This is a genomic window from Xanthomonas translucens pv. undulosa (assembly GCF_017301775.1).
Taxonomy (GTDB): Bacteria; Pseudomonadota; Gammaproteobacteria; order Xanthomonadales; family Xanthomonadaceae; genus Xanthomonas_A; species Xanthomonas_A translucens.
In genome coordinates, this window is sequence record NZ_CP063993.1 from 3,324,691 (window position 1) to 3,346,709 (window position 22,019).

The following is a 22,019-nucleotide window of genomic DNA, read 5'->3' on the forward strand; positions in this document are numbered from 1 at the left end:
TCGCTGGGGATGATCATCCCCTATCGAGGTGTTCACGAGAATTGGAACAGGACAGTGGTACGCGGCAACGGCTGGGCCAAGGTCAGTGCGGCCATCGACGCGCATTGAACGGGCAATGCCGCGCGGACAACACTCGCCATGTCCATGCGGCGCAGCGAAAACCGCTGCGTGTGGCGGCCGATGATCTCTGGTCATGAATCGCCGTGTGGCCTACATCGCCAGCAACTGCACGCTGTCGAAGACCAGCCCCGGGCCGAGGAATCCATTGTCGGGCGAGCCGGAGGCGATGTCGATCTGCAGCGCATTGAGGCCGGCCTGCAGCGCCGTGGCCGGAATGTCGATGTCGTACACGGTGTTGTTGCCGCGGTAGGTGCCGCGGGTGATGCCGCGGGTGTCCGGCAGCACGGGGACCGATGGCAGCGGCCCGTTCCAGCGCCCGTTCACCCGCACCTGCGGGCGGCCGTCGGCCTGCGCTAGCGGGATGTACAGGCGCAGGCGGTAGTCGCGGACGTCGTTGGCGGCCAACACGAATTCGATGCGGGTGGGTGTATTGACACCGCGCCACTGCACGGCCGGGAAATCGCCGATGGCGCTGCTCCCGACCCGGTACACCAGCGGACCCCAGGGCGCCATGCGCGTGTCGGAAGGATGCGCGCTGGCGAGCAGGGCGGCATTGCGGAAACCGCTCGGGGTGCCGTCGGGCACGCCGATCTGCCATTGCACCTGGTCTGGTTGCGGCGCTGCCTGCAAGGCCGCCTGCGCGGTCGCGCCGGCATACACCTTGAGCGTGTTCTGCGCCACTTCCAGCTCGTTCTGGTACAGGGTGATGCGATAGCGTCCCGGGCGCACGCCGTCGATCCGGAACGTGCCGTTGGCGGCGGCCTCGGCCCAGTACTGCGCGTCGCCGTTGCTCAGGCCGACCCGCGCCGGTTGCCCGGCGGCGACGCCGGAGACGCGGCCGGACACCGCGCCGCGCCCGCTTTCGTCCAGGAAGTCCTGCAGCCCAAGCGTCGCGTCGACGAAGCCCAGATCGGTGGCCGCAGCCGAGGGCGCGCCGCCATCGGTGAACAGCAGCGCGTACACGCCATGCAGGCCGCCGCGGTAGGGTTCGGTCTGGGTGTGGTTGGAAAACATGTAGTTGTACAGTTCGTGGGTCGCCGCGGTTTTCTGCGTGGCGATGTCCTTGAAGAACGGGCCGCCGGAACTGCGTTCGCGATCTCCCATGAGCATGTAGACCGCCACGCCGGGACCGCTGACGCCATGCATGGCGTCGTCGATCGCGCGCCGCGCCGAGTAGAACTTGGAACTGGTGCGGCCATCGGGGAGCAGGAACACGTCGTGACTCTCGATCGCCTCGCCGACGTTGCAGTCGGATTCGCGTTCGGCGTTCGGCAGCTTGCCGACATCGAGCCGGGTGACGAAGCGCAGTTCGCCGATCGGCAGCAGCGTGGGCGCATAGGTCGCCATGTACAGCGCGTCGCGTCCCTTGCGCGCCATGTAGTACTGGGTCAGGTCGCCGGCCTTGGCCGAGACCACGATGGTGTCGCCGATGGTGCGTGCCGCGACTGCGGCCGTGCCGAGGCCGGAGGCGATCTGCGAACCTTTGCCGTCGGGACTCTGCAGCTCGTTGCCGTAGTAACGCATCGACACGATATCGCCGTTGCCGGTGTCCACGCTGAACACCAGGTGGGCGCCGCTATCGACGATGATGCGCTTGCCGCTACGGGTGACACCGAAGTTGCCGCTTTGCGCCGCGGCGGGCAGGGCGCTGCAGAAAACGCAGCAGCACAGGAGCAGGGAGAGCAGGCGTTGCATGCAGGCGTTCGCATCGAGGCGGAAGGGCGTGCGCAAGGCTAATGCCTGCCATGGCGTTTGGATGTGGCGCTGCGCACGTGTTCAGCGCTTGGCAGGCGACCCTGCACGCGTCCGCCAAGACGTTCACGTTCGCGCTGTGGCGATGGCCGTTCCACGCGCACGGCAGGGTTCACGCTGGCGGCATTGGCGCGCGGCGTTTGCGCAGCGTGGCGTTTGCGGCGCATGGCGCTGCCCGAATCGGCAGTGCCATGCATCGCGCGCAGGTCCGGCGGCGGTGCCGCGTTACTGCGTGTATGCCCGCGGCAACGCCCCGGCCTGCTGCATGTAGCGGTCGCGCAGTTCGGTCTGGCGCGAACGCATCGGCATTGCGCGGCCGCCCAGCCAGACCTGTTCGGCGTAGTGCGCCACGTCCAGCGGATCGCCTTCCCACAACACCAGGTCGGCGAGCTTGCCGGAGGCGATGCTGCCCAGCCTGTCGCCCACGCCCAGCGCCTCGGCCGGGACCCGGGTCAGGCCGGCCAGGCCGTCGTCCCAGGGCAGGCCGTGGGCCACCGCGTTGCCGGCCAGTTGGCGCTGCTTGCGTGCGTTGGGCGAGCTGTCGCTGCCCTGGGTGAAGCTCACCGCGACGCCGGCCGCGTGCAGGCGTGCGGCGTTCTTCAGGGTGGCGCCGATCTGGTCGAAGCTGGCCGGCAGGTCGTCCAGCGCATTGACGAACACCGGCACCTGTGCTTTGGCCAGCTCCGGCGCCAGCTTCCACGCCTCGTCACCGCCGGCGATGGCGATGCGCAGCTTCTCGCGTTGCGCCCAGCGCAGCAGCTGGCGGATGTCGGCGGCGCGATTCACCGCCACCACGATGCGGCCCTGGCCGGCCAGATACCTGGCCAGCACGGCGCGCCCGGCCGGAGTCAGCAAGGCATGCGGCGAGTCTGCCGGCATGCGTCCGCGCGCTTCGGCCACCAGCTGGTCGAGCAGCATCCACTGCGCGGCGCGCGACTTGCCGCTCAGTTCCAGCGCGTCGCTGCCCAGGCGCAGGTATAGCGCGCGCGGACCGATCGGGTCGGCGCCGCCGTCCAGGCGCATCACCGCGCCCTGGCCGGCGATGAAGGCGCCGCCGGCCAGGGCGCCGAGCGCGGTGAAGCCGATGCCCTCCACGCGCGCGACCGGAATCAGCACCGAGTCGGGGTTGTAGGCCAGGGTCACGTCGAACTCCGGGCGCATCGGCTGGTCGTGCGGCAGGCTCAGGGCGCTGTCCACAGTGGAGAACTCGCCGGACACTTCCTCGATGCCGATCTCGGTGATGCCGCCGAACAGCGCCGGGGTCAGCGGGCGGCCCCTGGCCTCGACCACGGCGACGCCGGCCGGTGCCGACAAGCCGCTGCCGACCGCGCGGATGGTACCGCCCTGGACCAGCACGTCGGCGTTGGGCAGCGTGCCGCGCGCGCTGGCGGTATGCACGGTGGCGCCGCGGATCAGCATGTCCTGGGCCAAGGCGGGCGCGCTGCCCAGGAGCAGGCAGGCGGCGATGAGCAGGCGTTGCGCCAGGCGGCGCGACTGCGGAGCGGAGCGGCTCATCGGGCAGCCTCCTGGCCGAGCATGAAGTCGGATGTGGGTTGCAGGCGCCGATCGGCGCGGTCGTAGACCTGCGCGCCGTCGATGTAGACCTTCTCGGCCAGCGCGTAGGAACTGAACGGGCTGCCGTTCCACACCACCACGTCGGCCATCTTGCCCGGCTCCAACGAGCCGGTCTGCTTCTCGATGCCCAGCGCCTTGGCCGGATTGCTGGTCAGCCAGCGGATCGCGCGCTCGGGCGCGATGGCGATGCCGGCGCGGCGGCCGGCGGCCATCGCCTTGGCCGCTTCCTGGTTGAGCCGCTGGATGCCTTCCTCCAAATCCGAATGCACGATGGCGCAGCCGTTGGCAGGGCGGTCGACCAGCGCGATGTTCTCCTGGATGCCGTCGAAGGCCTCCATCTTGAAGCCCCACCAGTCCGCCCACAGCGCGCCGCAGACGTTTTCCTTGGCCAGCCGGTCGGCGATCTTGTAGGCCTCCACGCCGTGGTGGAAGGCGGCGATCTTGAAGCCGAATTCCTTGGCCAGGTCGAGCATGGTGGTCATCTCGTCGGCGCGGTAGCAGTGGATGTGCACGCGGATGTCGCCGTTGATCGCGCCGGCCAGGGTGTCCAGCTTCAGGTCGCGCTTGCCGCCGCTGTCGCCGGAACTGTCGTTGTCGCCGGCGCCGCGGCTCCACCAATGGCGTTTTTCGGGTGCTTTCTTCTTCGGCGCGTTCTTGCGCAGGTATTCGCTGGCGTCGATGAACGCGGCGCGGTAGCCGGCGACGTTGCCCATGCGTGTGGCCGGGACGCCCTTCTCGCCGTACACGCGCTTGGGATTCTCGCCGCAGGCCATCTTCAGGCCCCACGGCGCGCCGGGGAACTTCATCGCCTGGTAGGTGGTGGCCGGCACGTTCTTCAGGGTCACGCCGCGGCCGCCGACCAGGTTGGCCGACCCCGGTAGCACCTGCAGGGAGGTGACGCCGCCGGCCAGCGCGGTGCCGAAGCCCGGATCCTGCGGCCAGATCGAATGCTCGGCCCAGACGTTGGGCGTCACCGGGGCGGTCATCTCGTTGCCGTCGCTGTGCGCGCTGACGCCGGGGCTGGCGTACACGCCCAGGTGCGAGTGCACGTCGATGATGCCAGGCGTGACCCACTTGCCGTGGCCGTCGATGCGGGTGGCGTTGGCCGGGGCGGCGAGCGCGCGGCCCACCGCCTGCACGCGGCCGTCCTGCAGCAGCACGTCGGCATCGCCCAGGCGCTCGCCGGTGCCGGTGAGCACGGTGGCGTGCTCGATCAGCACCGGCGTGGACGCCAGCGGTCGGTAGGTGCTGGGGTAAGGATCTTCGACGAAGCGCGAGGCGGCCGCGGCAGGGCCGCACAGCGCCACGCCCAGGCAGGCGAGCAACAGATGACGCATCAGATTTTCCCCGGATGTTGGCTGCAGCGTTGGCGCCGCCTGCGCACGCTAGCCCGAGCCGGCACGCTCGCCAAGTGCGGATGTCGTGGGGCGGGATTGGGGATTCGCAGAGGCGCGTCGGCAGGCGGATGCTCAGCCGCCTGCGGCTCAAGGTGACAGCGAACTGCCGCGCTTTCGCTAATCCCCAATCCCGAATCCCCATTGCGTCCGTTGTTAGCGGAGGACAGCGCCGATCCGACCGATGCGATCGTGCGGCGTACGCGCCGCGATGGGCATGCGGTGGATTGACAGAGCGATGGTGCTGGCGCGGCCAGCGTGGCCGATCGCGCGGCGGCGACAGCCTGCGGATCGCTTTCCGCACACCGTATGCCGACGCCGGATCGGGTATAGAAGCCGATTGCCGACCGATGGAAATGCGATGACCGAGATCCTGCCCTGCGATGTCGTGGAGTTCTGGCGCAGCGCCGGCCGCGAGCGCTGGTTCGCCGCCAATGAATCGTTTGATGCGAACGTGCGCCAACATTTTCTGGATGCTCATCATGCCGCGGCGCGCGACGAGTACGCGGCGTGGATGGGCAGCGCCGAGGGCGCGCTGGCGCTGCTGCTGTTGCTCGACCAGGTGCCGCGCAACGCCTTTCGCGGCAGTGCGCACGCCTACGCCACCGATGGCCTGGCGCGGCGCTACGCGCAATGGGCGTTGGCGGCCGGCTTCGATCAGCAGGTGGAGCCGGAGTTGCGCATGTTCTTCTACCTGCCATACGAGCACGCCGAGGATCCGGGCCTGCAGCGCGAGGCGGTGGAGCTGTTCAGCGCGCTCGGCGATGCCGACAGCCTGCAGTGGGCCACGCAGCACGAGGACATCATCCAGCGCTTCGGCCGCTTCCCGCATCGCAATGCGGCGCTGGGGCGGGAGAGCACGCAGGAAGAGCAGCGGTTTCTGGACGAGGGCGGTTTCGCCGGTTGAGCGGTGCGGCAGCGGCCGCGCTCTTGTAGGAGCGGCTTCAGCCGCGACAGACCCTACGGGTAGAACCTATCGCTCCTGCAGGGTGGGGCCGCGCGTTTCAGTGGCCGGCGGCGCTCAGCAGCCGCCGACCAATTCCTCGGTGCGCCATTGGCCATCGACCAGGTGCAGCAGCCAGAACCCGTAGGTCTCGTAGCCGCTGTGCTGGATCAGGAAATCGACCGTGCCGTCGGCATCGATGTCGGCGAACTGCAGCAGCGCATAGCTGTTCTTGCGCTCCTCGCAATCGTCGCAGCCGTAGTCGGCGAAGGTCTTGCGCAGCCGCCAGCCCGCATCGCTGCGTTCCAGCACCGCCAGCAGGGTGGTCAGCTTGGGCGATGCTCCGTCCGCGTTCGCGGCCGGCGTCGGGTCGTAGACGCTGGCGGTCACCAAGGCGACCTCGTGGCCTGGCTGCTTGGCATCGCCGATCACGGTCAGTGCCGGTGCTTCGCCAGCCGGCGCAGCGGCCAGATGCGCCAGCAGTCGCTTCAGTGCCGCGGCAGGCAAACGCTTGCGCACCGACGCATCGTTGCCGATGACCTGCAGCAGCGCTTTCCGCTGCGTGGCATCGAGCTCGTGGCGGGTGAAGCGCTGGCCGGGATTGAGGTCGAACGAGGCCAGCAGGGCATCGTGAGCGAAGGTGGCGCCATGCGCGGTCTTCAGGCGCACGCGCAGGTCGCCACCGCACATGCTGTTGTCGTCGACCGAGAACGCCAGCGGCGTCGCCACGCCTTGCTCGCGGCCTTTGTCGAACACCCGCAGCGGCTTCTTCAGCCCGCGCCAAGTGCCCAGTTCGGCTTCTTCGGACGGCGCGTTGCGCACCGGAATGTAGCTCATCACCTGCGCCTCGTCCGAGACCGGGGTGACGTAGATCACCGTCGGCGGCAATGCGGCGGGCGCTGGCGCGGCGGCGGCAGGCAGGGCGGCGAGGCCGATCAGTGCCGCGGCCCAGCATTTCAGCGTCTGTGGCATGTGTTCGTTTCCCCCAGGAAGCGCAAAAACCGTCTCGCAAAAAAAGCGGGCGACCCCCTGGATCGCCCGCCGTGATGCCGCTGTATCGCGTGCCGCTGGCTCAGTATTTCACTACGCTGCTGTCCACGGCGTCGGCCCAGGCATCGATGCCGCCGACCACGTTGTGCACGCGGCTGAAGCCGAGCGCGCGAAACTGCTCGGCGGCCTGCGCGCTGCGCCCGCCGTGGTGGCACAGGAACGCCAGTGCGGTGTCCTTCGGCAGCGCTTCCAGCTGCGCGCGCTGGTCGCCGTCCAGGGTGCGGAACGGCACGTTCAGCGACGCGATCGCACGCTCTTCCGGCGGGCGCACGTCCACCAGGATCAGGCCGCCGGCGCGCACCTGATCGTCGGCGTCGCGCACGCTCAGCTCTTGCACCGGCTTGGGCGCGTTCGGGTTGTCGATCGCCAGGCCGCGGCCGCGCAGGTCGTCGACCCAGTCGATGGTGATGCCTTCGGCGCGGCGCGCGCTGGCAAGGTCGAACTGCACGCGCAGGCCGTTGGATTCGGCGGCGATGGCATTGGGGTCGGTCGGGGCCAGCTGGAAGTTCGGCTGGAACTGTGCGTCGATCGCCAGCGCCAGGGTCGCGCCCGGGGCGTCGGCCAGCGCGCCGCGCAGCATGTCCGCGGCGGCGTCGGTGATGGTGATCGAGGGCGGGGTGCGATCCGGCGCCTGCACGCCGAGCAGTTCGCTCAGCTCGCCGCTGCCGGCCATCTGCAGGATGATGTCGCTGCCGCCGACCAGTTCGCCGTCCACGTACAGCTGCGGGATCGTCGGCCAGTCGCCGTAGGCCTTGATGCCTTCGCGGATGTCCTGGTCGGCCAGCACGTTGACGTGGGCGAAATCCACGCCCAGTTCGTTCAGCGCCCCCACCGCCTTGGCCGAGAAGCCGCACTGCGGCATGCTCGGCTGGCCTTTCATGAACAGCACGACGCGGTTGGAACTGAGCAAGGTTTCGATGCGGGAACGCAGGGCGGGATCGAGGGACATGGCAATGATTTCGGTCGCTGAGTCGGACCGGACATTCTACGCCGCATGGCATCATGGGGCATGACAGTTCCGGAAACGCTGCAGTGTGTCCCCCGCCACCCGTACCGCTGGCTGCCTCTGGCGCTGGCCTCGCAGGCGCTGGTCGCGGCGATCTGGTGGAACTGGGGCTGGCGGATCGGGCTGCCGGCGCTGCTGGCCTCGCATGCGGCCCTGCTGTTGCCGGTGTTCCTGCCGCGGGCCTGTCTGTACGCGCCGGTGCTCAGCCGCCTGCCCGGCACCGCGCCGCAGGTGTGGCTGACCATCGACGACGGCCCTTCCGACGACACCGCGCCGCTGCTGGAGGTGCTCGACCGCTACCAGGCCAAGGCCACCTTCTTCCTGGTCGGCGCCCGCGCCGCCGCGCGCCCGGCGCTGGTGCGCGAGATCCTGCGTCGCGGCCACGGCATCGGCAACCACAGCCACAGCCACCCGCAGGCCTGGTTCTGGGCGCTGGGGCCGCGTCGCATGGCGCGCGAGATCGGCCAGGCGCAGCAGGCGCTGGCCGCCATCGCCGGCACCGCGCCGCGCTGGTACCGCTCGGTGGTGGGCATGACCAATCCGTTCGTCGCCGCGCCGCTGCGCGCGCATGGCCTGACCCGGGTCGCCTGGAGCGCGCGCGGCTTCGACGGCGTGCACTGCGATCCCGGCGCGACCGTGGCGCGCATCGTGCGCGACCTGAGGCCCGGCGCGATCGTGCTGCTGCACGAAGGCGCGGCGCATGGGCATAACCTGGCGATCGTGGAAGGCGTGTTGCGGGCGATGCGCCAGAAGGGCCTGGTCGGCATCCTGCCGGGCTGATTCCCGCCAACTGCCCTTGCCGGACCCACCGCGCGCGGGATGGCAGCATGGCGGCAGCTGTTCAACCTCGGTGCGAGGCCGTGGCGCATCTTCCCGCCAGGACTCAGCCGACTCGCATGAGTCCAAACACGATCAGCGCGGCGACGCCGAGCAGGGTCGCGATCGCAAAGATCAGGCCGAGCACGCCGTACAGTTTCCTGCGGTCGCGCTGGAACAGGCTGCCGATGCCGAGCGCCGCGGCGGCCAGCTCGGCGACGATGCCGACCAGCATCGCCATGCCGACCAGCATCGCCAGCGGCGAGTCGTCGTCCAGGCTACCGGGCTGGGAATAGACCAGTGCCGCGCAGATGCCGACCAGGACAAGCGTCAGCACCGCGGCGATCAGGCTGACCGCGAACGAGGCGATGCCGAGGCCGGAATAGGGCGGGAGCGTTGGGGCGGTCATGGGGACTCCGAGGGGGCAGGATGGTTTCGTCGCCGCTGGGCGCAGGACCGGGGCGATGTGGCTTGCCTGCGTTGCGCTGGCCGCGTCGGCAGGCAGTGCCGCGGCGGCGGTCGCAGCGGCGGATGCGGTCGGGCAGGTCGGGCAGGTCGGCGCGTTCGCGCTGGATGCGAGGGGCGCAACACCTCGCCGAGTCCTGCATTTCCGTCCGTGGACTCCACGCGGCGCTGTCGCTGCGCCAGCGACGGCGCGGCAGTATAAACGTCGTGCGCATCCGCCACCGGCATTGGTCCTGGAATGCGGCGCGTGGATGCACGGCGTTTTCGCGTCGCCGGGTGGCCGGCGTCTGGCGACGGCATTGCGTGTGCGGTCCAGGTGGCGCTGTCCTGATTGTTGTGGGCGAGAGCGGCGCGGGGCCGGCCGCGTCAACGCGGTTCGGCCACGATCAGCCAGTTGTTGAACGGGGTGTTGCCGTACAGCGGCGCGAAACAGGCGCGCAATCCGGCGTCGCCGAGCTGGCGTTCCAGGCTGTCGCGGGTGGGATAGCACTTGGGCACTTCCTGCATCCAGCCGGCCAGGTGCGCGAGCACGTCGGTGATGCGGCTGGTGCGGCCGCGGCCGCTGCTGTCGCCCAGGCCGCTGCGGATCACAAGCCTTGCGCCAGGGGTGAGCATCTTCGCCGCGCTGCGCAGCAGGCTGGTCTGCATGCTGGCGTCGAGGTATTGCAGCACGTCCAGGATCGCGACGCTGCCGCTGTGCTCGGGCCAGGCCAGGCCCAGATCGACCACCTCGAAGCGGGTGTCGTGCAGTGCGCTGCGCGCGGCGATGCGGATCGCGCGGCGGATCTTCGCCGCGTCGATGTCCACGCCGTGGTAGCGCTGGCGCTGGCCGTCGGCGCGCAGTGCATGCGCGAGCAGGCCCAGGCCGCAGCCCAGGTCCAGCACCGGCGCGTCGGTGCCGCGCAGCGCGGCGAGCACGCCGGGGTAGAGCGGATCGGTGCGCAGCTTGGTGCGGGTGTAGTAGTAGTCGTAGCGATTGCCGAGCGGATGCGTCGGCAGGAAGGCGCGGGCGATGACCAGGGCCTGCGGGCGGGTCATGGGCTGGATGGTGCTGGCGTCGCGCAATGTCGGTCCTTGGCAGCGGGGCGTCGTACCCGGCTAGGCTAACGCATCGCGCGCCGCAGGCAACAGCAGGCCGGTCCAGCGCGCATACATCGCCGCGGAGGGATGCAGGCCGTCGGCGGCGAGCATCGCGGCGCTGCCGCCGCCTTCGCGGCTGGCCGCGGTGATATCGACCAAGCGCACCGCACGCGCCTGGCAGCAGGCCTGCGCGGTGGCATTGAACGCATCGATCTGCGCGCCGATGCGGGCCGGATCGTGCGCGGGCGGCTGCGCGAACGCGGTCACGCCCCAGTCCGGGATCGAGACCGCCAGCACCCGCTGCGGCTGGCCATCGGCAAAATCGAGCGCGCGTTGCAGCAGCGCGGCGAACTGAGCGCGGTACTCGTCCAACGCGCGTCCGCGGTACTGGTTGTTGACCCCGATCAGCAGCGTCACCAGCGCGAACGGACCTTGCGGCGCGGCGGCATCGATGCCGGCAGCGAGTTCGTCGGTGGTCCAGCCGGTGGTGGCGACGATCTGCGGATCGGTGATGGCGATGCCGTCGTGGCGCAGCGCCGCGGCCAGTTGCCGCGGCCAGCGCCCGGCGTCGGCCACGCCTTCGCCGATGGTGTAGGAATCGCCCAGCGCTAGATAGCGCAGCGGGGCATGCTGGAGCGAAGCGACGCTGGACTGGCTCATCTGTGCAATAACGAAGGCAGCCGCGTCACCGAGGCCGGGAGCGGCTGGAACGGCGCACGCTTTGCCCATTCCCGAGTCCCCATTCCCGATTCACCGCCCCCCGGCGGCCGCGTTGCGCGGCTTCAGTGGTACCACCTTGGTCGCCGCCTCGGCGCGACGCGCCAGCACCCGGTCGATGCGCGCGAACACGTCGCGCATCACCGCCGCTTCCGGCAACAGGGTCACCCGGAAATGGTGGCGGTAGGGCACGTTGAAGCTGGAACCGGGCACCACCAGCACGCCTTCGTCGTTCATCAACTCCAGCGCGAAGTCGTGATCGTCGAAATTGCGCGCGGCCGCGCCGACCACCGCCGGGAACGCGTATAGCGCGCCGGCCGGCTGCACCAGCGCCAGGTGCTCGCTGGCCGCGCAGGCGTCGACCACCGCGCGGCGGGTCTCGTACAGGCGCCCGCCCGGCGCACACAGCGGCGAGATCGTGTCCGGGCCGTTGACCGCAGCGTCGATCGCGAACTGGCCCGGCACGTTCGCGCACAGGCGCAGCGCGCCGAGCAGGTCCATCGCGTTGCGGAATTCGGTGACGCGCTCGGCGGCGCCGGACAGCAGCGCCCAGCCCACCCGCCAGCCGCAGGCGCGGTGCACCTTGCTCAGGCCGCCGAAACTGATGCACGGGTGCTCGCCGGCCAGCGGCGCGACCGGCGCGAAGTCGGCGCCGTCGTACAGCACCTGGTCGTAGATCTCGTCGACCATCAGCAGCACGTTGTGCTTGGCCGCGATCGCCACGATCTTCTCCAGCAGTTCGCGCGAATAGCTGGCGCCGCTGGGGTTGTTCGGATTGATCAGCACGATGGCGCGGGTGCGCGAGGACACCAGCGTCTCGATCTCCACCGGATCGGGCTGGAAACCGTTCTCCGGCGCGCAGCGGTAATACACCGGGCGGCCGTCGTTGAGGATGGTGGCGGCCGACCACAGCGGGTAGTCGGGCGAGGGCACCAGCACTTCGTCGCCGGGATTGAGCAGCGCGCGCAGCGACAGGTCGATCAGCTCGCTGACCCCGTTGCCGATGAAGATGCGGTCCGGATGCGCGTCCGGGTGCTGGCGCCGCGCATAGGCCGCGGCGATCGCCTCGCGCGCCTCGGGCAGGCCCTGCTGGTGGGTATAGGGATCGGTGCGGCCCATGTCGTCGGCGATCGCGCGCTGCAGATGCTCCGGCGCGCGGAACCCGAACGCGCCGGGATTGCCGATGTTGAGCTTGATCAGCTTGCGCCCCTGCGCCTCCAGCTCCCGGGCTCGCCGCGCCAGTTCGCCGCGGATTTCGTAGCGGACTTCGGACAGGCGTTCGCGGATCGCGAGCGGCTTGATCGGCAGGGTGGGCATCGCATAGGCCGGTGGGGGCGTGGAACCGGCATGGTAACGGAAATGTGACGCGGCGGCCGGGGCGGGGCCCGCAGCGTCTAGAATCCGCCCATGACTTCCCCCCAGATCGACTTCGACGCGCTGCGCCCCATCGGTTGGCCCTGGCCCGGCATGCCGGAAGAACCAACTTGGCTGGCGGCGATGGCCGCGCACCCGCTGGCGCGGCCGGCGCGGGTCAGCGAGCAGCACCGCACCGGCTATGTGGTGGCCGATGCGGTGGACGCCGGCTTCAAGGTCGAGTCGTTGCCGGAATGGCAGCGGCCGCGCTTCCCCAGCCACGAGCGCGCCGCGGTCGGCGATTGGGTGCTGCTGGAGGACGACAAGCGCATCGTGGCGCTGCTGCCGCGGCGTACCGCGATCAAGCGCGGCGCGGCCGGCGAGCACTATCACCAGCAGGTGATCGCGGCCAACATCGATACGGTCTTCATCGTCTGCGGCCTGGATGCGGACTTCAATCCGCGGCGCATCGAGCGCTACCTGCTGCTGGTCGGCGGGGGCGGCGCCGAGCCGGTGGTGATCCTGACCAAGGCCGATCTCACCGAGTACGCCGACGATGCGCTGGCGGTGCTGGAGGAGTTGGCCGCGCAGTCGATCCCGCTGCTGACCGTCAACGCCAAGGATGCCGACAGCGTGGCGGCGCTGCGGCCGTGGCTGGGGGCCGGGCGCACGGCGGTGCTGGTTGGCTCGTCCGGCGCCGGCAAGTCCACCCTCACCAACACCTTGCTCGGGGTGGAGAAGATGCGCACCGCGGCGGTGCGCGAGAACGATTCGCGCGGCCGCCACACCACTACGCACCGGGCGCTGCTGCCGCTGCCGTCCGGCGCCTGCCTGATCGACACGCCGGGCATGCGCGAGCTCAAGCCCACCGGCGAGGAAGACCTGGCCGAAGGCGGGTTCGCCGACATCGAGGCGCTGGCCGCGCAGTGCCGCTTCAACGATTGCGCGCACCAGGCCGAGCCGGGCTGTGCGGTGCAGGCGGCGATCGAGCGCGGCGACATCGAGGAGGCGCGGCTGGCCAACTACATGAAGCTGCGCGACGAAGTCGCCGGCGCCGCCACCAAACTGGCGCAGCGCCAGGCGCAGAACGCGGACGCGGCCAGGTCGGGCAGGCCCGGCGCGGGCAAGCCGGGCGGCAAGCGGCCGACGCCGCGCAACCAGCGCCGCTGACCGGCCGCGCCCGCCCTCCACGCTCGCGATGACCGCGCTGCCTGCCGAGATCCTGCACCACGCCGCGCTGGATGCGCGCCTGGTCAAGGCGGTGCGCGGCATCCGCCTGCTGGCGCTGGCGAGTTGGCCGGTGGCGGTGCAGGCGCCGTTCCTGGACAGCGTGGCGCGCGGCCAGCCGCAGCTGCCGCAGGTGCAGTACCCGCGGCTGGATTTCGCCGACACGCGCCGCGAGCTGGCGGCGATCGCGCAGGCGTCCGATCCGACGCATCCACTGGGCGCGTATCTGCAGGCATCGGTGCACAGCTGGGATCTGGCCGCGGCCTTGCTGGAATCGCTGGGGACGGCGGCGGTCGGCACGTATTCGGCGCAGTTGTTCGGCGTGCCGGAAGATCCGATGCCCGGGCATGGGCCGACCACCCGCGACGCCGCCGGTCACTTCATCCGGATCGCACAGGAGCTGGATCGCGAACTGCTGTCGGCCGAAGAGCAGGTACCGGTGTCGGCCAGCGCGCTGCGCCTGCTGCTGCAGGGCGACCTGGACGAATTCTTCGGCGCGCGGGTGATCGCGGTCGAGCTGGATCCGGAGCTGCTGGCCAAGGCCGCGGCCGGCGCGCACCGCATCCGCCTGCGCTCGGGCGCCTCGTTCAGCGACTACGACCGCGCGCAGCTGTTCCACCACGAGGCGCTGGTGCATTCGCTGACCGCGCTCAACGGCCGCGAGCAGGCGCAGTTGCCGAGCTTGGCGTTGTCGTCGCCGCGGATCACCGCGACCCAGGAGGGCCTGGCGACCTTCGCCGAGCAGATCACCGGCAGCATCGACATCGCGCGGATGAAGCGGATCAGCTTGCGCATCGAAGCGATCGCGCTGGCGCGCAGTGGTGCCGATTTCGTCGAGGTGTTTCGGTATTTCGATGCGGCCGGGCAGTCGCCGGCGGAGAGCTTCTCCTCGGCGCAGCGCGTGTTCCGCGGCGTGCCGACCGGCGGTGGTGCCGCCTTCACCAAGGACACCGTGTACCTGCGCGGGCTGGTGTCGGTGCACACATTCTTCCGCCAGGCCTTGCAGCGCGATCGCCTGCCGCTGTGCCGCTGGCTGTTCGCCGGCAAGATGGCGCTGGAGGACGTGGCCGCGTTCGCGCCGCTGTTCGAGGCCGGCGTGCTGGCGCCGCCGCGCTGGCTGCCGAACTGGGTCGCGCGCGCCAGCGGCCTGGCCGGCATGCTGGCGTTCTCGCTGTTCGCCAACCGCATCCGCATGGATCAGCTGGATGGCCCCGGCGGCGCCTGAACACCGTCGCGCCGCGCTCACCCGCCGCGAATGCGCGCGTGCCGATACTGCGCGCCTGGCCTGCAGCGCCTGACCGCCGTTTCCACGCAAAAAAGGACATCCGCATGAAGATCCTGATGGTGCTGACCTCGCACGACCGCCTCGGCGACAGCGGCCACAAGACCGGCTTCTGGCTGGAGGAGTTCGCCGCGCCGTACTACGTGTTCAAGGACGCCGGCGCCGAGATCACGCTGGCTTCGCCCAAGGGTGGGCAACCGCCGCTGGACCCGAAGAGCGATGCGGCCGACGCGCAAACCGCCGCCACGCAGCGCTTCAAGGGCGATGCGGATGCGCAGCGGCAGCTGGCGAGCACGCGGTCGCTGGCCGAGGTGCAGATGGCCGACTACGACAGCGTTTTCTACCCCGGCGGCCACGGCCCGCTGTGGGATCTGGCCGAAGACCGCACGTCGATCGCGCTGATCGAGGCGTTCGCGCGCGCCGGCAAGCCGATCGGCTTCGTCTGCCACGCGCCGGGTGCGCTGCGCCGGGTCAGCGCCGCCGATGGCGCGCCGCTGGTCAAGGGCCGCCGCGTCACCGGTTTCACCAATGGCGAAGAGGCGGCGGTCGGGTTGACCGACGTGGTGCCGTTCCTGATCGAGGACGAGTTCCAGCGGCTCGGCGGCCTGTACGAGAAAGGCGCCGATTGGGGCGTGCACGTGGTGGTGGACGGCCGCCTGGTCACCGGCCAGAACCCAGCTTCGTCCGAGGAGGCGGCGAAGGCGTTGCTGGGGTTGTTGGGCAAGTGAAGGGGGTGCGGCGCGCGTTTGTCGGCTGACGCTGGACGCGCGTCGCGATGCGGGCTTGATGGCGCGGCAGGGCGCCTGCCTGCTTTCTGTCGGAGGGACTTCAGTCCTGACTGCTTCCTGGATCGGCCAGATTGCGGCTTCGTTCGTCGCGGCTGAAGCCGCTCCTACAAGGGAGCTTTGCCGCGCATGCATCGCTGCTTTGTGTAGGAGGGACTTCAGTCCCGACCGCTTCCTGGATCGGCCAGGTTGCGGCTTCGTTCGTCGCGGCTGAAGCCGCTCCTACAGGGGCCTTGCCGGGTAGGCATCGCTGCTCTTTGTGGGAGGGACTTCAGTCCCGACTGCATCGGAGCTGGATCCGAGGCTGCGGCGGCGTGCGTCAAGGTCTGATCCTCGAAAGAGCTGCTCCGGTGCAGCTCTTTCGCGAATCCGCCAATCCACGATGCCGGCAGGACGCGCTCCGCACTCAGCCGCGGCGCCACCAACGCAGGCCATAGGCCGGCAATAGGCCATCCCATTCCTGCAGCGTGGCGTCGTCGCGTCCGCCGTCGGCGATGGTCTGCCAGTCGCCATCGCCCACTGCGGCAGGCTCCACAGGCTCCACCGCCACCGCTTGCGCACTGAAGTTGTAGGCCGCGACGAAGTCCGTGCCGCGGGCGATCCCGAGCAGGGCCGGATTGCCCAGCGGCAACGCCCGCAGCGGTTGCCCGGCGCCCAGCGCGGCGGTCGCCGCACGCGCGGCGATCAGCCGCCGCAGGCGGGTGTAGACCTGGCCGGGAACGCTGTCCGGGTCGCCGCGGCGCGCGGCGCGCTCCCAGTCCATGGCCGGACGCTGCAGCCAGCGCCCTTCGTGGCGGCGCAGCGGGTCGCGGCGATAGTCCGCGTCGTTGCCCAGCGCCAGTTCGTCGCCCATGTACAGCAGCGGGACGCCGGGAATCGCCAGCGCCACGCCATACAGCAACAACAGGCGCCGGATCGCCAGTTCCAGCGCTTCGGCATCGCCGTCGGCCAGCGCCGCTTCGATGCCGACCAGCGCGGCGCTCATGCCGTTGCTGCCGTGCACGCCGTCGCCGCTGCTCTGGAACGCTTCGCCGCGCGCGTAGCTGCCCGCCACGTCGCCGGCGAAGAAGTGTGCGGCCTGGGCAAGGTCGAACGGCGCGCTGCCGTTGCCGCCGGCCGCTTCGTGCTGCAGCACGTTCCAGCCGATGTCGTCGTGGCAGCGCACGTAGCTCAGCCACGCGCAGGCCGGCGGCAGCGCCGGCGTCTGCGCGATCACGCCGTGCACGATGTCGCCGCGCTGTGCGGCCAGCGCCACCCAGCCGGCCGCCATCAGCGTGCTGTGGTAGGCCAGGTGGCATTCGTGGCCGCGTGCCTGGCCGCTGCCGAAGTACGGCGGCAGCTGCGCCATCGGCACGATCGCCTCGGCCTTCAGCAGCACCGCCGGCACTGCGATGTCGGTGAGCGCGCGCAGCGCCTCCAGGATGGTGTGCGCCTCGGGCTGGTTCATGCAGTCGCTGCCTTCGCGCTTCCACAGGTAGGCGGTGGAATCCAGCCGGAACACTTCCACGCCCAGGTTGGCCAGGTGCAGCAGGGCCAACGCCATCTCGCCGAACACCGCTGGGTTGCTCCAGTCCAGATCCCACTGATAGGGATAGAACGTGGTCCACAGCCAGGCCTGGGCGTCCTCGACCCAGGTGAAGTTGCCCGGCGCGGTATGCGGGAACACTTCGCGCAGGGTGCGTTCGTAGCGGTCCGGCAGGTCGCGCTCGGCAAAGTGGTGGTAGTAGTCCAGGTAGCGCGCGTCGCCCTGTCTGGCGGCCAGCGCCCAGGGATGGTCGTCGGCGGTGTGGTTGAGCACGAAGTCGGCGCACAGGCTGATGCCGGCGTCGCGCAGGCGTGCGGTCAGGGCGGCCAGGTCGGCGTTGTCGCCGAGCCGCGGTTCGACCTGGCCGTAGTCGCTGACCGCGAAGCCGCCGTCGTTGTCGCCTTCGCGCATGCGCAGGAACGGCAGCAGGTGCAGGTAGCGCACGCCCAGTTCCTGCAGGTAGGGCACACGCTCGCCGACCCCGGCCAGGGTGCCGGCGAAGCGGTCGACGTAGGCGCTGTAGCCGAGCATCGACGGCGTGCCGAACCAGTCCGGCGCGCGCGCCGCATCCAGTTCGGCCAGTGCCGGCGGGCGCGCGCGGATCGTGGCGGCGACCGCGTCGAGCCAGCGCGGCAGCCATTGTGCGTAGTGCGGATGTGCGCCGTACAGGACGTGCAGGGCGGCGAACAGGCGTGCGCCATGGGCGCGGTAACGCGCGTGTGCGCCGGGCTGGGCAGCCAGTGCCGCCTGCATGCCAGCGTGATCGAAGAGCGGAGAAGCAGCGTTCATAATGGACCACGCCCGGCGACCGGGCGCGGCGGGCTCCTTGGAATCAGAAATCGTAGCGCACGCTGACGCTGGCGGTGCGGCCGGGGATGGAGCGGGCGCGGATGATGGCGTTGTCCGGAATGCTTGCGTCCTCGGCTTCGGTCAGGCCGAAGGCGTCGAACAGGTTGTTGATGTTCAGCGACAGGGTCAACGCGTCGGTGACGCGGTAGTTGCCGAATAGGTTCACCTGCGTGTAGCCGGGCATCTTCAACTGGTTACTGTCCTGGGTGTAGGCCGAGCTGGTGCCGATCGCGTTGACCCCGACCTCGTAGCGATCGCCGCGGTAGCTGGGGGTCAGCTGCCAGACGAACCTGGCCTGGCGGCGCGGCGTGTTGCCGTCGTTGGCCGGGGTGATCTGGTCCTTGTCGATGGTCGCATCGGTCCAGGTCGCGCCGCCATTGATGCCGAAGCCGCCGGCGCGGTAGGCCGCTTCCAGTTCCAGCCCGTGGGCCTTGTAGGTGCGGTTGAAGAAGCGCTGGCTGGTGGCCTCGTAGTTCTGTTCCTGGGTGCGCGCGGCGAAGGCGGTGGCGAACACGCTCAGGCCGCCGGCACGCCATTTCAGGCCGCCCTCGAGTTGCTTGACGAAGTTCACCGCTTCGTCGGAGGACACCGAGCCGTCGTCGCGGACCACGCCGAACAGCAGGCGGTCGGCGTTGGCGCGCGCGCCGCGGCTGTAGCGGGCGAACGCGGCCAGATCGTCGTTGAGCATGTAGTTGCCGCCGAGCGAGTACGACAGGTAGTTCCAGTCGTAGTCCACCGGCTTGCGGTTGGCGTAGTCGATCGTCGCCACGCTGCGCTCCGGCGCCTGGATGATCCCGTCGCCATCGACGTCGAGATTGTCGACCAGCAGCCCGCCGGCGGTGTCGCCGCGCGCCCGGCCCATGTCATAGCGAACGCTGGCGTCCACGCTCAGCGGGCCCTGGTCCCAGCCCAGCGCCACGTACGGCGCGTTGATGGTGTAACGCACGTCGTAGTGGCGGGTGTTGTCGGTCCCCCAGTAGGGCACGCCGTAGGCATACAGGCCGTTCTGCGAGAGCAGGCTGCCATCGGCCGCGACCACGTCGAGCAGTCGCGAACGGCTGGACACCGACTGCACGTAGGAATTCCAGGTCCAGTCCATGTCGATGACCTGGCGCGAGCTGTACAGGCCGGCCTTGAGATTGACGTTGCCGCCATCGCCGTTGCCGAAGTCGCGCGCCAGGCTCAGGTCGTTGACCGCGTTGCCGAGGTCGTTGATGCGGGTGTTGAACAGGTGGGTGCGCGCCGCCTGGCCGCTGTAGGTTTGGCCGTCGGCATTGCGCAGGCTCGCGCCGACGCCGCCGATCTCCGCGGCCAGGCTGGCGGCGTCGGCCACTTCGGCCGGGAACGGCGAGACGAAGCGGCCGGAGGTGTCGGCGATGCGGAACTTGTCGGTCAGCGTCCAGCCGCTGCCGATGTCGAACTGCGCCTCGGCGCCGATCGCGCGCGACACCGGGTGCATGCCGTCGCCAAGTTCGACGCGGGTCAGGCGGTTGCTGCCGTCCAGGCTGTTGCTGCTGCGGAAATACGGGCTGTACAGGGTGTCGCGGCCCGGGTCGAAGCTGCCCACGTCGTGGAAGTGCGGCGCGCCGTCGCTGCCGCTGACCAGGGTCGGCACGGGGGTATAGGCGGCGGCGCGGTCGTTGAGGTACTTGGCGTAGACGCGTACGTAGCCGTTGTCGAACAGACGTGTCAGGTTGGCCTTGAGCTGGCCGCCCTTGTCGGTGGCGAATCCGGCGTCGCGTACGCCGTCGCCGCGACGGTAGTAGCCGCCGACGTTGAACTGCCAGTGCTCGGCGAACGGCGCACCGTAGTCGAAGTCCAGGCGCGTGTTGTCGAAGCGGCCGAGGCCGCGGCTGAGGCCGACGCTGCCGCCGGCGGTGTCGCCGGTCTTGCTGATGAAGTTGATGATGCCGCCGGGCGAGTTGCTGGCGAAGGTCGAGGCCGAGCCGCCGCGGATTGCCTCGATGCGCTCCAGGCTGTCGTCGGCGCGCAGGAAGATGTCGGCATTGCCGAAGGCGATGTCGCCGAATTCCAGCACCGGCAGCCCGTCTTCCTGCAGCTGCAGGAACTTGGCCCCGCCGGAGGCCACCGGCAGGCCACGCACCGCAATGTTGGCATTGCCTTCGCCGCCGCTGGATTCGGAGCGGATGCCGGGAATGTTGCGGAAGATCTCGGCGGTCGAGCGCGGCGTGGATTGCTCGATCGCTTCGGCGCCGACGGTGCTGACCGACACGCTGGACTTGAGCTTGCTCTTGGCGCTGGCGGTGCCGGTCACGAACACCGAATCCAGGCTGACCACGTCGCCTTGCGTAGGAGTGGACGGGGCCACGGGCGCGGCGGCGTCCTGGGCGAAGGCGGCGGGGGCGGCCAGTGCCGCGGCGACGGCCCAGGTCAAGGTATGCAGGCGGGTCGAATGGGGGTGCATCGCTATCTCTCCCGAAGCGAGGGGTGAGGCGGATAGGCCCTGCATGTAGCGCGCGACGGCATCGACCGGCGCGGCGCCCATGCCGGACAGGCGGTTGTGTGGCGCAGTGATACGGCCTTTTACAATCGATTGCAATTTGTATTGCAAAAAATTGAGGGCGCTGCCGTAGACAACGCAAAATCTGGCTTTTTATCTGCCAGGTTATGGTGCAGCGCAGCGTTACAATCGATTGCATTGATCCGAACATCCGCTCCGCCGCCGTGGCCCGCCACCTGCGGCGCCGTTGGCTTCCTGTCAGGCTTATGTCCATGCGTTCCGATCGCCCCTTGCTTCCGCTGCCGCGCGTGCTGGCGCTCAACGCCGGCTTTTTCGGCGTGCAGTACAGCTTCGGCCTGCAGCAGAGCAACATGAGCCCGATCTACAACTACCTGGGCGCCGATCACGCCAGCCTGCCGTACCTGTGGCTGGCCGGGCCGATCACCGGGCTGGCGCTGCAGCCGGTGGTCGGGGTGTTGAGCGATCGCACCGTCACCCGCTGGGGCCGGCGCATGCCGTACATGGTGATCGGCGCGCTGGTGTGCAGCCTGTGCCTGTTGCTGATGCCCTTCAGCGTGGCGCTATGGATGGCGGTGAGCCTGCTGTGGATGCTGGATGCGGCCAACAACGTGGCGATGGAGCCGTATCGCGCCCTGGTCAGCGACGTGCTGGCGCCGCGTCAGCGCCCGCTGGGCTACCTCACCCAAAGCGCGTTCACCGGGCTGGGCCAGACCCTGGCCTACGTGACCCCGCCGTTGCTGGTGTGGTTCGGCATGAACCAAGATGCGGCCAATGCGCACCACATTCCCTACGTCACCATCGCCGCGTTCGCGATCGGCGCGGGATTCTCTGCGGCCTCGATCCTGCTCACCGCGCGTAGCGTGCGCGAACCGGTGCTGCCGCCGTTGGAGCTGGAACGCTTGCGTGCCGCACCGGTCGGGCCGTTGGCCACGCTGCGCGAGATCGCCGATGCGGTGCGGCACATGCCGCCAACGATGAAGCAGATGGCGCCGGTGATGCTGTTCCAGTGGTATGCGATGTTCTGCTACTGGCAGTACATCGTGCTGTCGCTGTCGACCACGCTGTTCGGCACTACCGCGCCGGATTCGCACGGCTTCCGCGAAGCCGGCCTGGTCAACGGCCAGATCGGCGGCTTCTACAACTTCGTCGCCTTCGTCGCCGCGTTCGCGATGGTGCCGGTGGCACGCCGCGTCGGCCCCAAGGCCACCCACGCGGCGTGCCTGCTCGCCGCCGGCATCGGCATGTGCCTGCTGCCGGCGATCCACGACCGCTGGTTGCTGCTGTTGCCGATGATCGGCATCGGCCTGGCCTGGGCGAGCATGATGGGCAATCCGTACCTGATGCTGGCCGACAGCATCCCGCCCGAGCGCACCGGCGTGTACATGGGCCTGTTCAACCTGTTCATCGTGCTGCCGATGCTGATCCAGATCGTGACCCTGCCGCTGTATTTCGACTCCTGGCTGCATGGCGACCCGCGCAATGTGATCCGCCTGGCCGGCGCGTTGATGGTGATGGCGGCGGGGGCGATGTTGTTTGTGAAGCTGGGGCGGGACTCGGGACTCGGGACTCGGGACTCCAGCAACGGAAGTCGGTAACGC

Annotated in this window: 17 protein-coding genes; 6 read left to right on the forward strand and 11 right to left on the reverse strand. The window is 69.7% G+C overall.

Annotation, left to right across the window (positions count from 1 at the left end; all coding sequences use genetic code 11):
• Positions 1-210 precede the first annotated feature (210 nt).
• The 3 genes from ISN38_RS14080 to ISN38_RS14090 all read right to left on the reverse strand — a co-directional run bounded on the left by ISN38_RS14080 (position 211) and on the right by ISN38_RS14090 (position 4,784).
• Complete coding sequence (locus ISN38_RS14080) at positions 211-1,815, reverse strand: rhamnogalacturonan lyase B N-terminal domain-containing protein (protein ID WP_206711860.1); 1,605 nt, start codon at positions 1,813-1,815, stop codon at positions 211-213.
• Between the two features lie 282 nt (positions 1,816-2,097).
• Complete coding sequence (locus ISN38_RS14085; protein ID WP_058358841.1) at positions 2,098-3,387, reverse strand: amidohydrolase family protein; 1,290 nt, start codon at positions 3,385-3,387, stop codon at positions 2,098-2,100.
• A complete protein-coding gene (locus tag ISN38_RS14090) occupies positions 3,384-4,784 on the reverse strand; it encodes an amidohydrolase (RefSeq protein ID WP_058358842.1) in 1,401 nt (466 codons plus the stop codon). The genes ISN38_RS14085 and ISN38_RS14090 overlap by 4 nt, the downstream gene beginning before the upstream one ends.
• Before the next feature lie 418 nt (positions 4,785-5,202).
• On the opposite strand from ISN38_RS14090, the gene ISN38_RS14100 reads away from it, so the two are divergent.
• Complete coding sequence (locus ISN38_RS14100) at positions 5,203-5,748, forward strand: DUF924 family protein (RefSeq protein ID WP_003465288.1); 546 nt, start codon at positions 5,203-5,205, stop codon at positions 5,746-5,748.
• A gap of 114 nt (positions 5,749-5,862) precedes the next feature.
• On the opposite strand, the gene ISN38_RS14105 is transcribed toward ISN38_RS14100, so the two are convergent.
• Together ISN38_RS14105 and grxD are read right to left on the reverse strand one after the other, a co-directional pair.
• The gene (locus ISN38_RS14105) at positions 5,863-6,756 is read right to left on the reverse strand and encodes a hypothetical protein (protein WP_003465285.1); all 894 of its coding nucleotides are present in this window, start codon (positions 6,754-6,756) and stop codon (positions 5,863-5,865) included.
• 100 nt (positions 6,757-6,856) lie between these two features.
• Complete coding sequence (gene grxD / locus ISN38_RS14110) at positions 6,857-7,783, reverse strand: Grx4 family monothiol glutaredoxin (protein ID WP_047325262.1); 927 nt, start codon at positions 7,781-7,783, stop codon at positions 6,857-6,859.
• 45 nt (positions 7,784-7,828) lie between these two features.
• On the opposite strand from grxD, the gene ISN38_RS14115 reads away from it, so the two are divergent.
• The gene (locus tag ISN38_RS14115; protein ID WP_171815499.1) at positions 7,829-8,620 is read left to right on the forward strand and encodes a polysaccharide deacetylase family protein; all 792 of its coding nucleotides are present in this window, start codon (positions 7,829-7,831) and stop codon (positions 8,618-8,620) included.
• 103 nt (positions 8,621-8,723) lie between these two features.
• Here the strand turns inward: ISN38_RS14115 and ISN38_RS14120 are convergent, their stop codons facing one another.
• From ISN38_RS14120 to ISN38_RS14135, 4 genes are all read right to left on the reverse strand, one after another.
• Positions 8,724-9,065, reverse strand: coding sequence for a hypothetical protein (locus ISN38_RS14120; protein ID WP_003465278.1), 342 nt, complete (start codon positions 9,063-9,065; stop codon positions 8,724-8,726).
• A 422-nt stretch (positions 9,066-9,487) separates the two neighbouring features.
• Entirely contained in the window at positions 9,488-10,159 is a 672-nt protein-coding gene (locus tag ISN38_RS14125; RefSeq protein ID WP_003465277.1) for a methyltransferase, read from the reverse strand.
• A 60-nt stretch (positions 10,160-10,219) separates the two neighbouring features.
• Entirely contained in the window at positions 10,220-10,861 is a 642-nt protein-coding gene (locus ISN38_RS14130) for an SGNH/GDSL hydrolase family protein (protein WP_003465270.1), read from the reverse strand.
• 90 nt (positions 10,862-10,951) lie between these two features.
• A complete protein-coding gene (locus tag ISN38_RS14135; protein WP_003465267.1) occupies positions 10,952-12,235 on the reverse strand; it encodes an aminotransferase class I/II-fold pyridoxal phosphate-dependent enzyme in 1,284 nt (427 codons plus the stop codon).
• Positions 12,236-12,325: 90 nt separating this feature from the next.
• Here ISN38_RS14135 and rsgA point away from each other — a divergent pair, with 90 nt between their 5' ends.
• The 3 genes from rsgA (at position 12,326) to ISN38_RS14150 (ending at position 15,508) form a co-directional block, all read left to right on the forward strand.
• The gene (gene rsgA, locus ISN38_RS14140; protein ID WP_047325258.1) at positions 12,326-13,441 is read left to right on the forward strand and encodes a ribosome small subunit-dependent GTPase A; all 1,116 of its coding nucleotides are present in this window, start codon (positions 12,326-12,328) and stop codon (positions 13,439-13,441) included.
• A gap of 28 nt (positions 13,442-13,469) precedes the next feature.
• A complete protein-coding gene (locus ISN38_RS14145) occupies positions 13,470-14,723 on the forward strand; it encodes a flavohemoglobin expression-modulating QEGLA motif protein (RefSeq protein WP_058358848.1) in 1,254 nt (417 codons plus the stop codon).
• A gap of 104 nt (positions 14,724-14,827) precedes the next feature.
• Complete coding sequence (locus ISN38_RS14150; RefSeq protein ID WP_003465251.1) at positions 14,828-15,508, forward strand: type 1 glutamine amidotransferase domain-containing protein; 681 nt, start codon at positions 14,828-14,830, stop codon at positions 15,506-15,508.
• 463 nt (positions 15,509-15,971) lie between these two features.
• Here the strand turns inward: ISN38_RS14150 and ISN38_RS14155 are convergent, their stop codons facing one another.
• The gene (locus ISN38_RS14155) at positions 15,972-17,843 is read right to left on the reverse strand and encodes an alpha-amylase family protein (protein WP_047325256.1); all 1,872 of its coding nucleotides are present in this window, start codon (positions 17,841-17,843) and stop codon (positions 15,972-15,974) included.
• Positions 17,844-17,922: 79 nt separating this feature from the next.
• Positions 17,923-20,364, reverse strand: coding sequence for a TonB-dependent receptor domain-containing protein (locus ISN38_RS14160; RefSeq protein ID WP_047325255.1), 2,442 nt, complete (start codon positions 20,362-20,364; stop codon positions 17,923-17,925).
• 308 nt (positions 20,365-20,672) lie between these two features.
• On the opposite strand from ISN38_RS14160, the gene ISN38_RS14165 reads away from it, so the two are divergent.
• Positions 20,673-22,016, forward strand: a complete 1,344-nt coding sequence (locus ISN38_RS14165; RefSeq protein WP_047325254.1) for an MFS transporter — start codon at positions 20,673-20,675, stop codon at positions 22,014-22,016.
• The last annotated feature ends 3 nt before the right edge of the window (positions 22,017-22,019 follow it).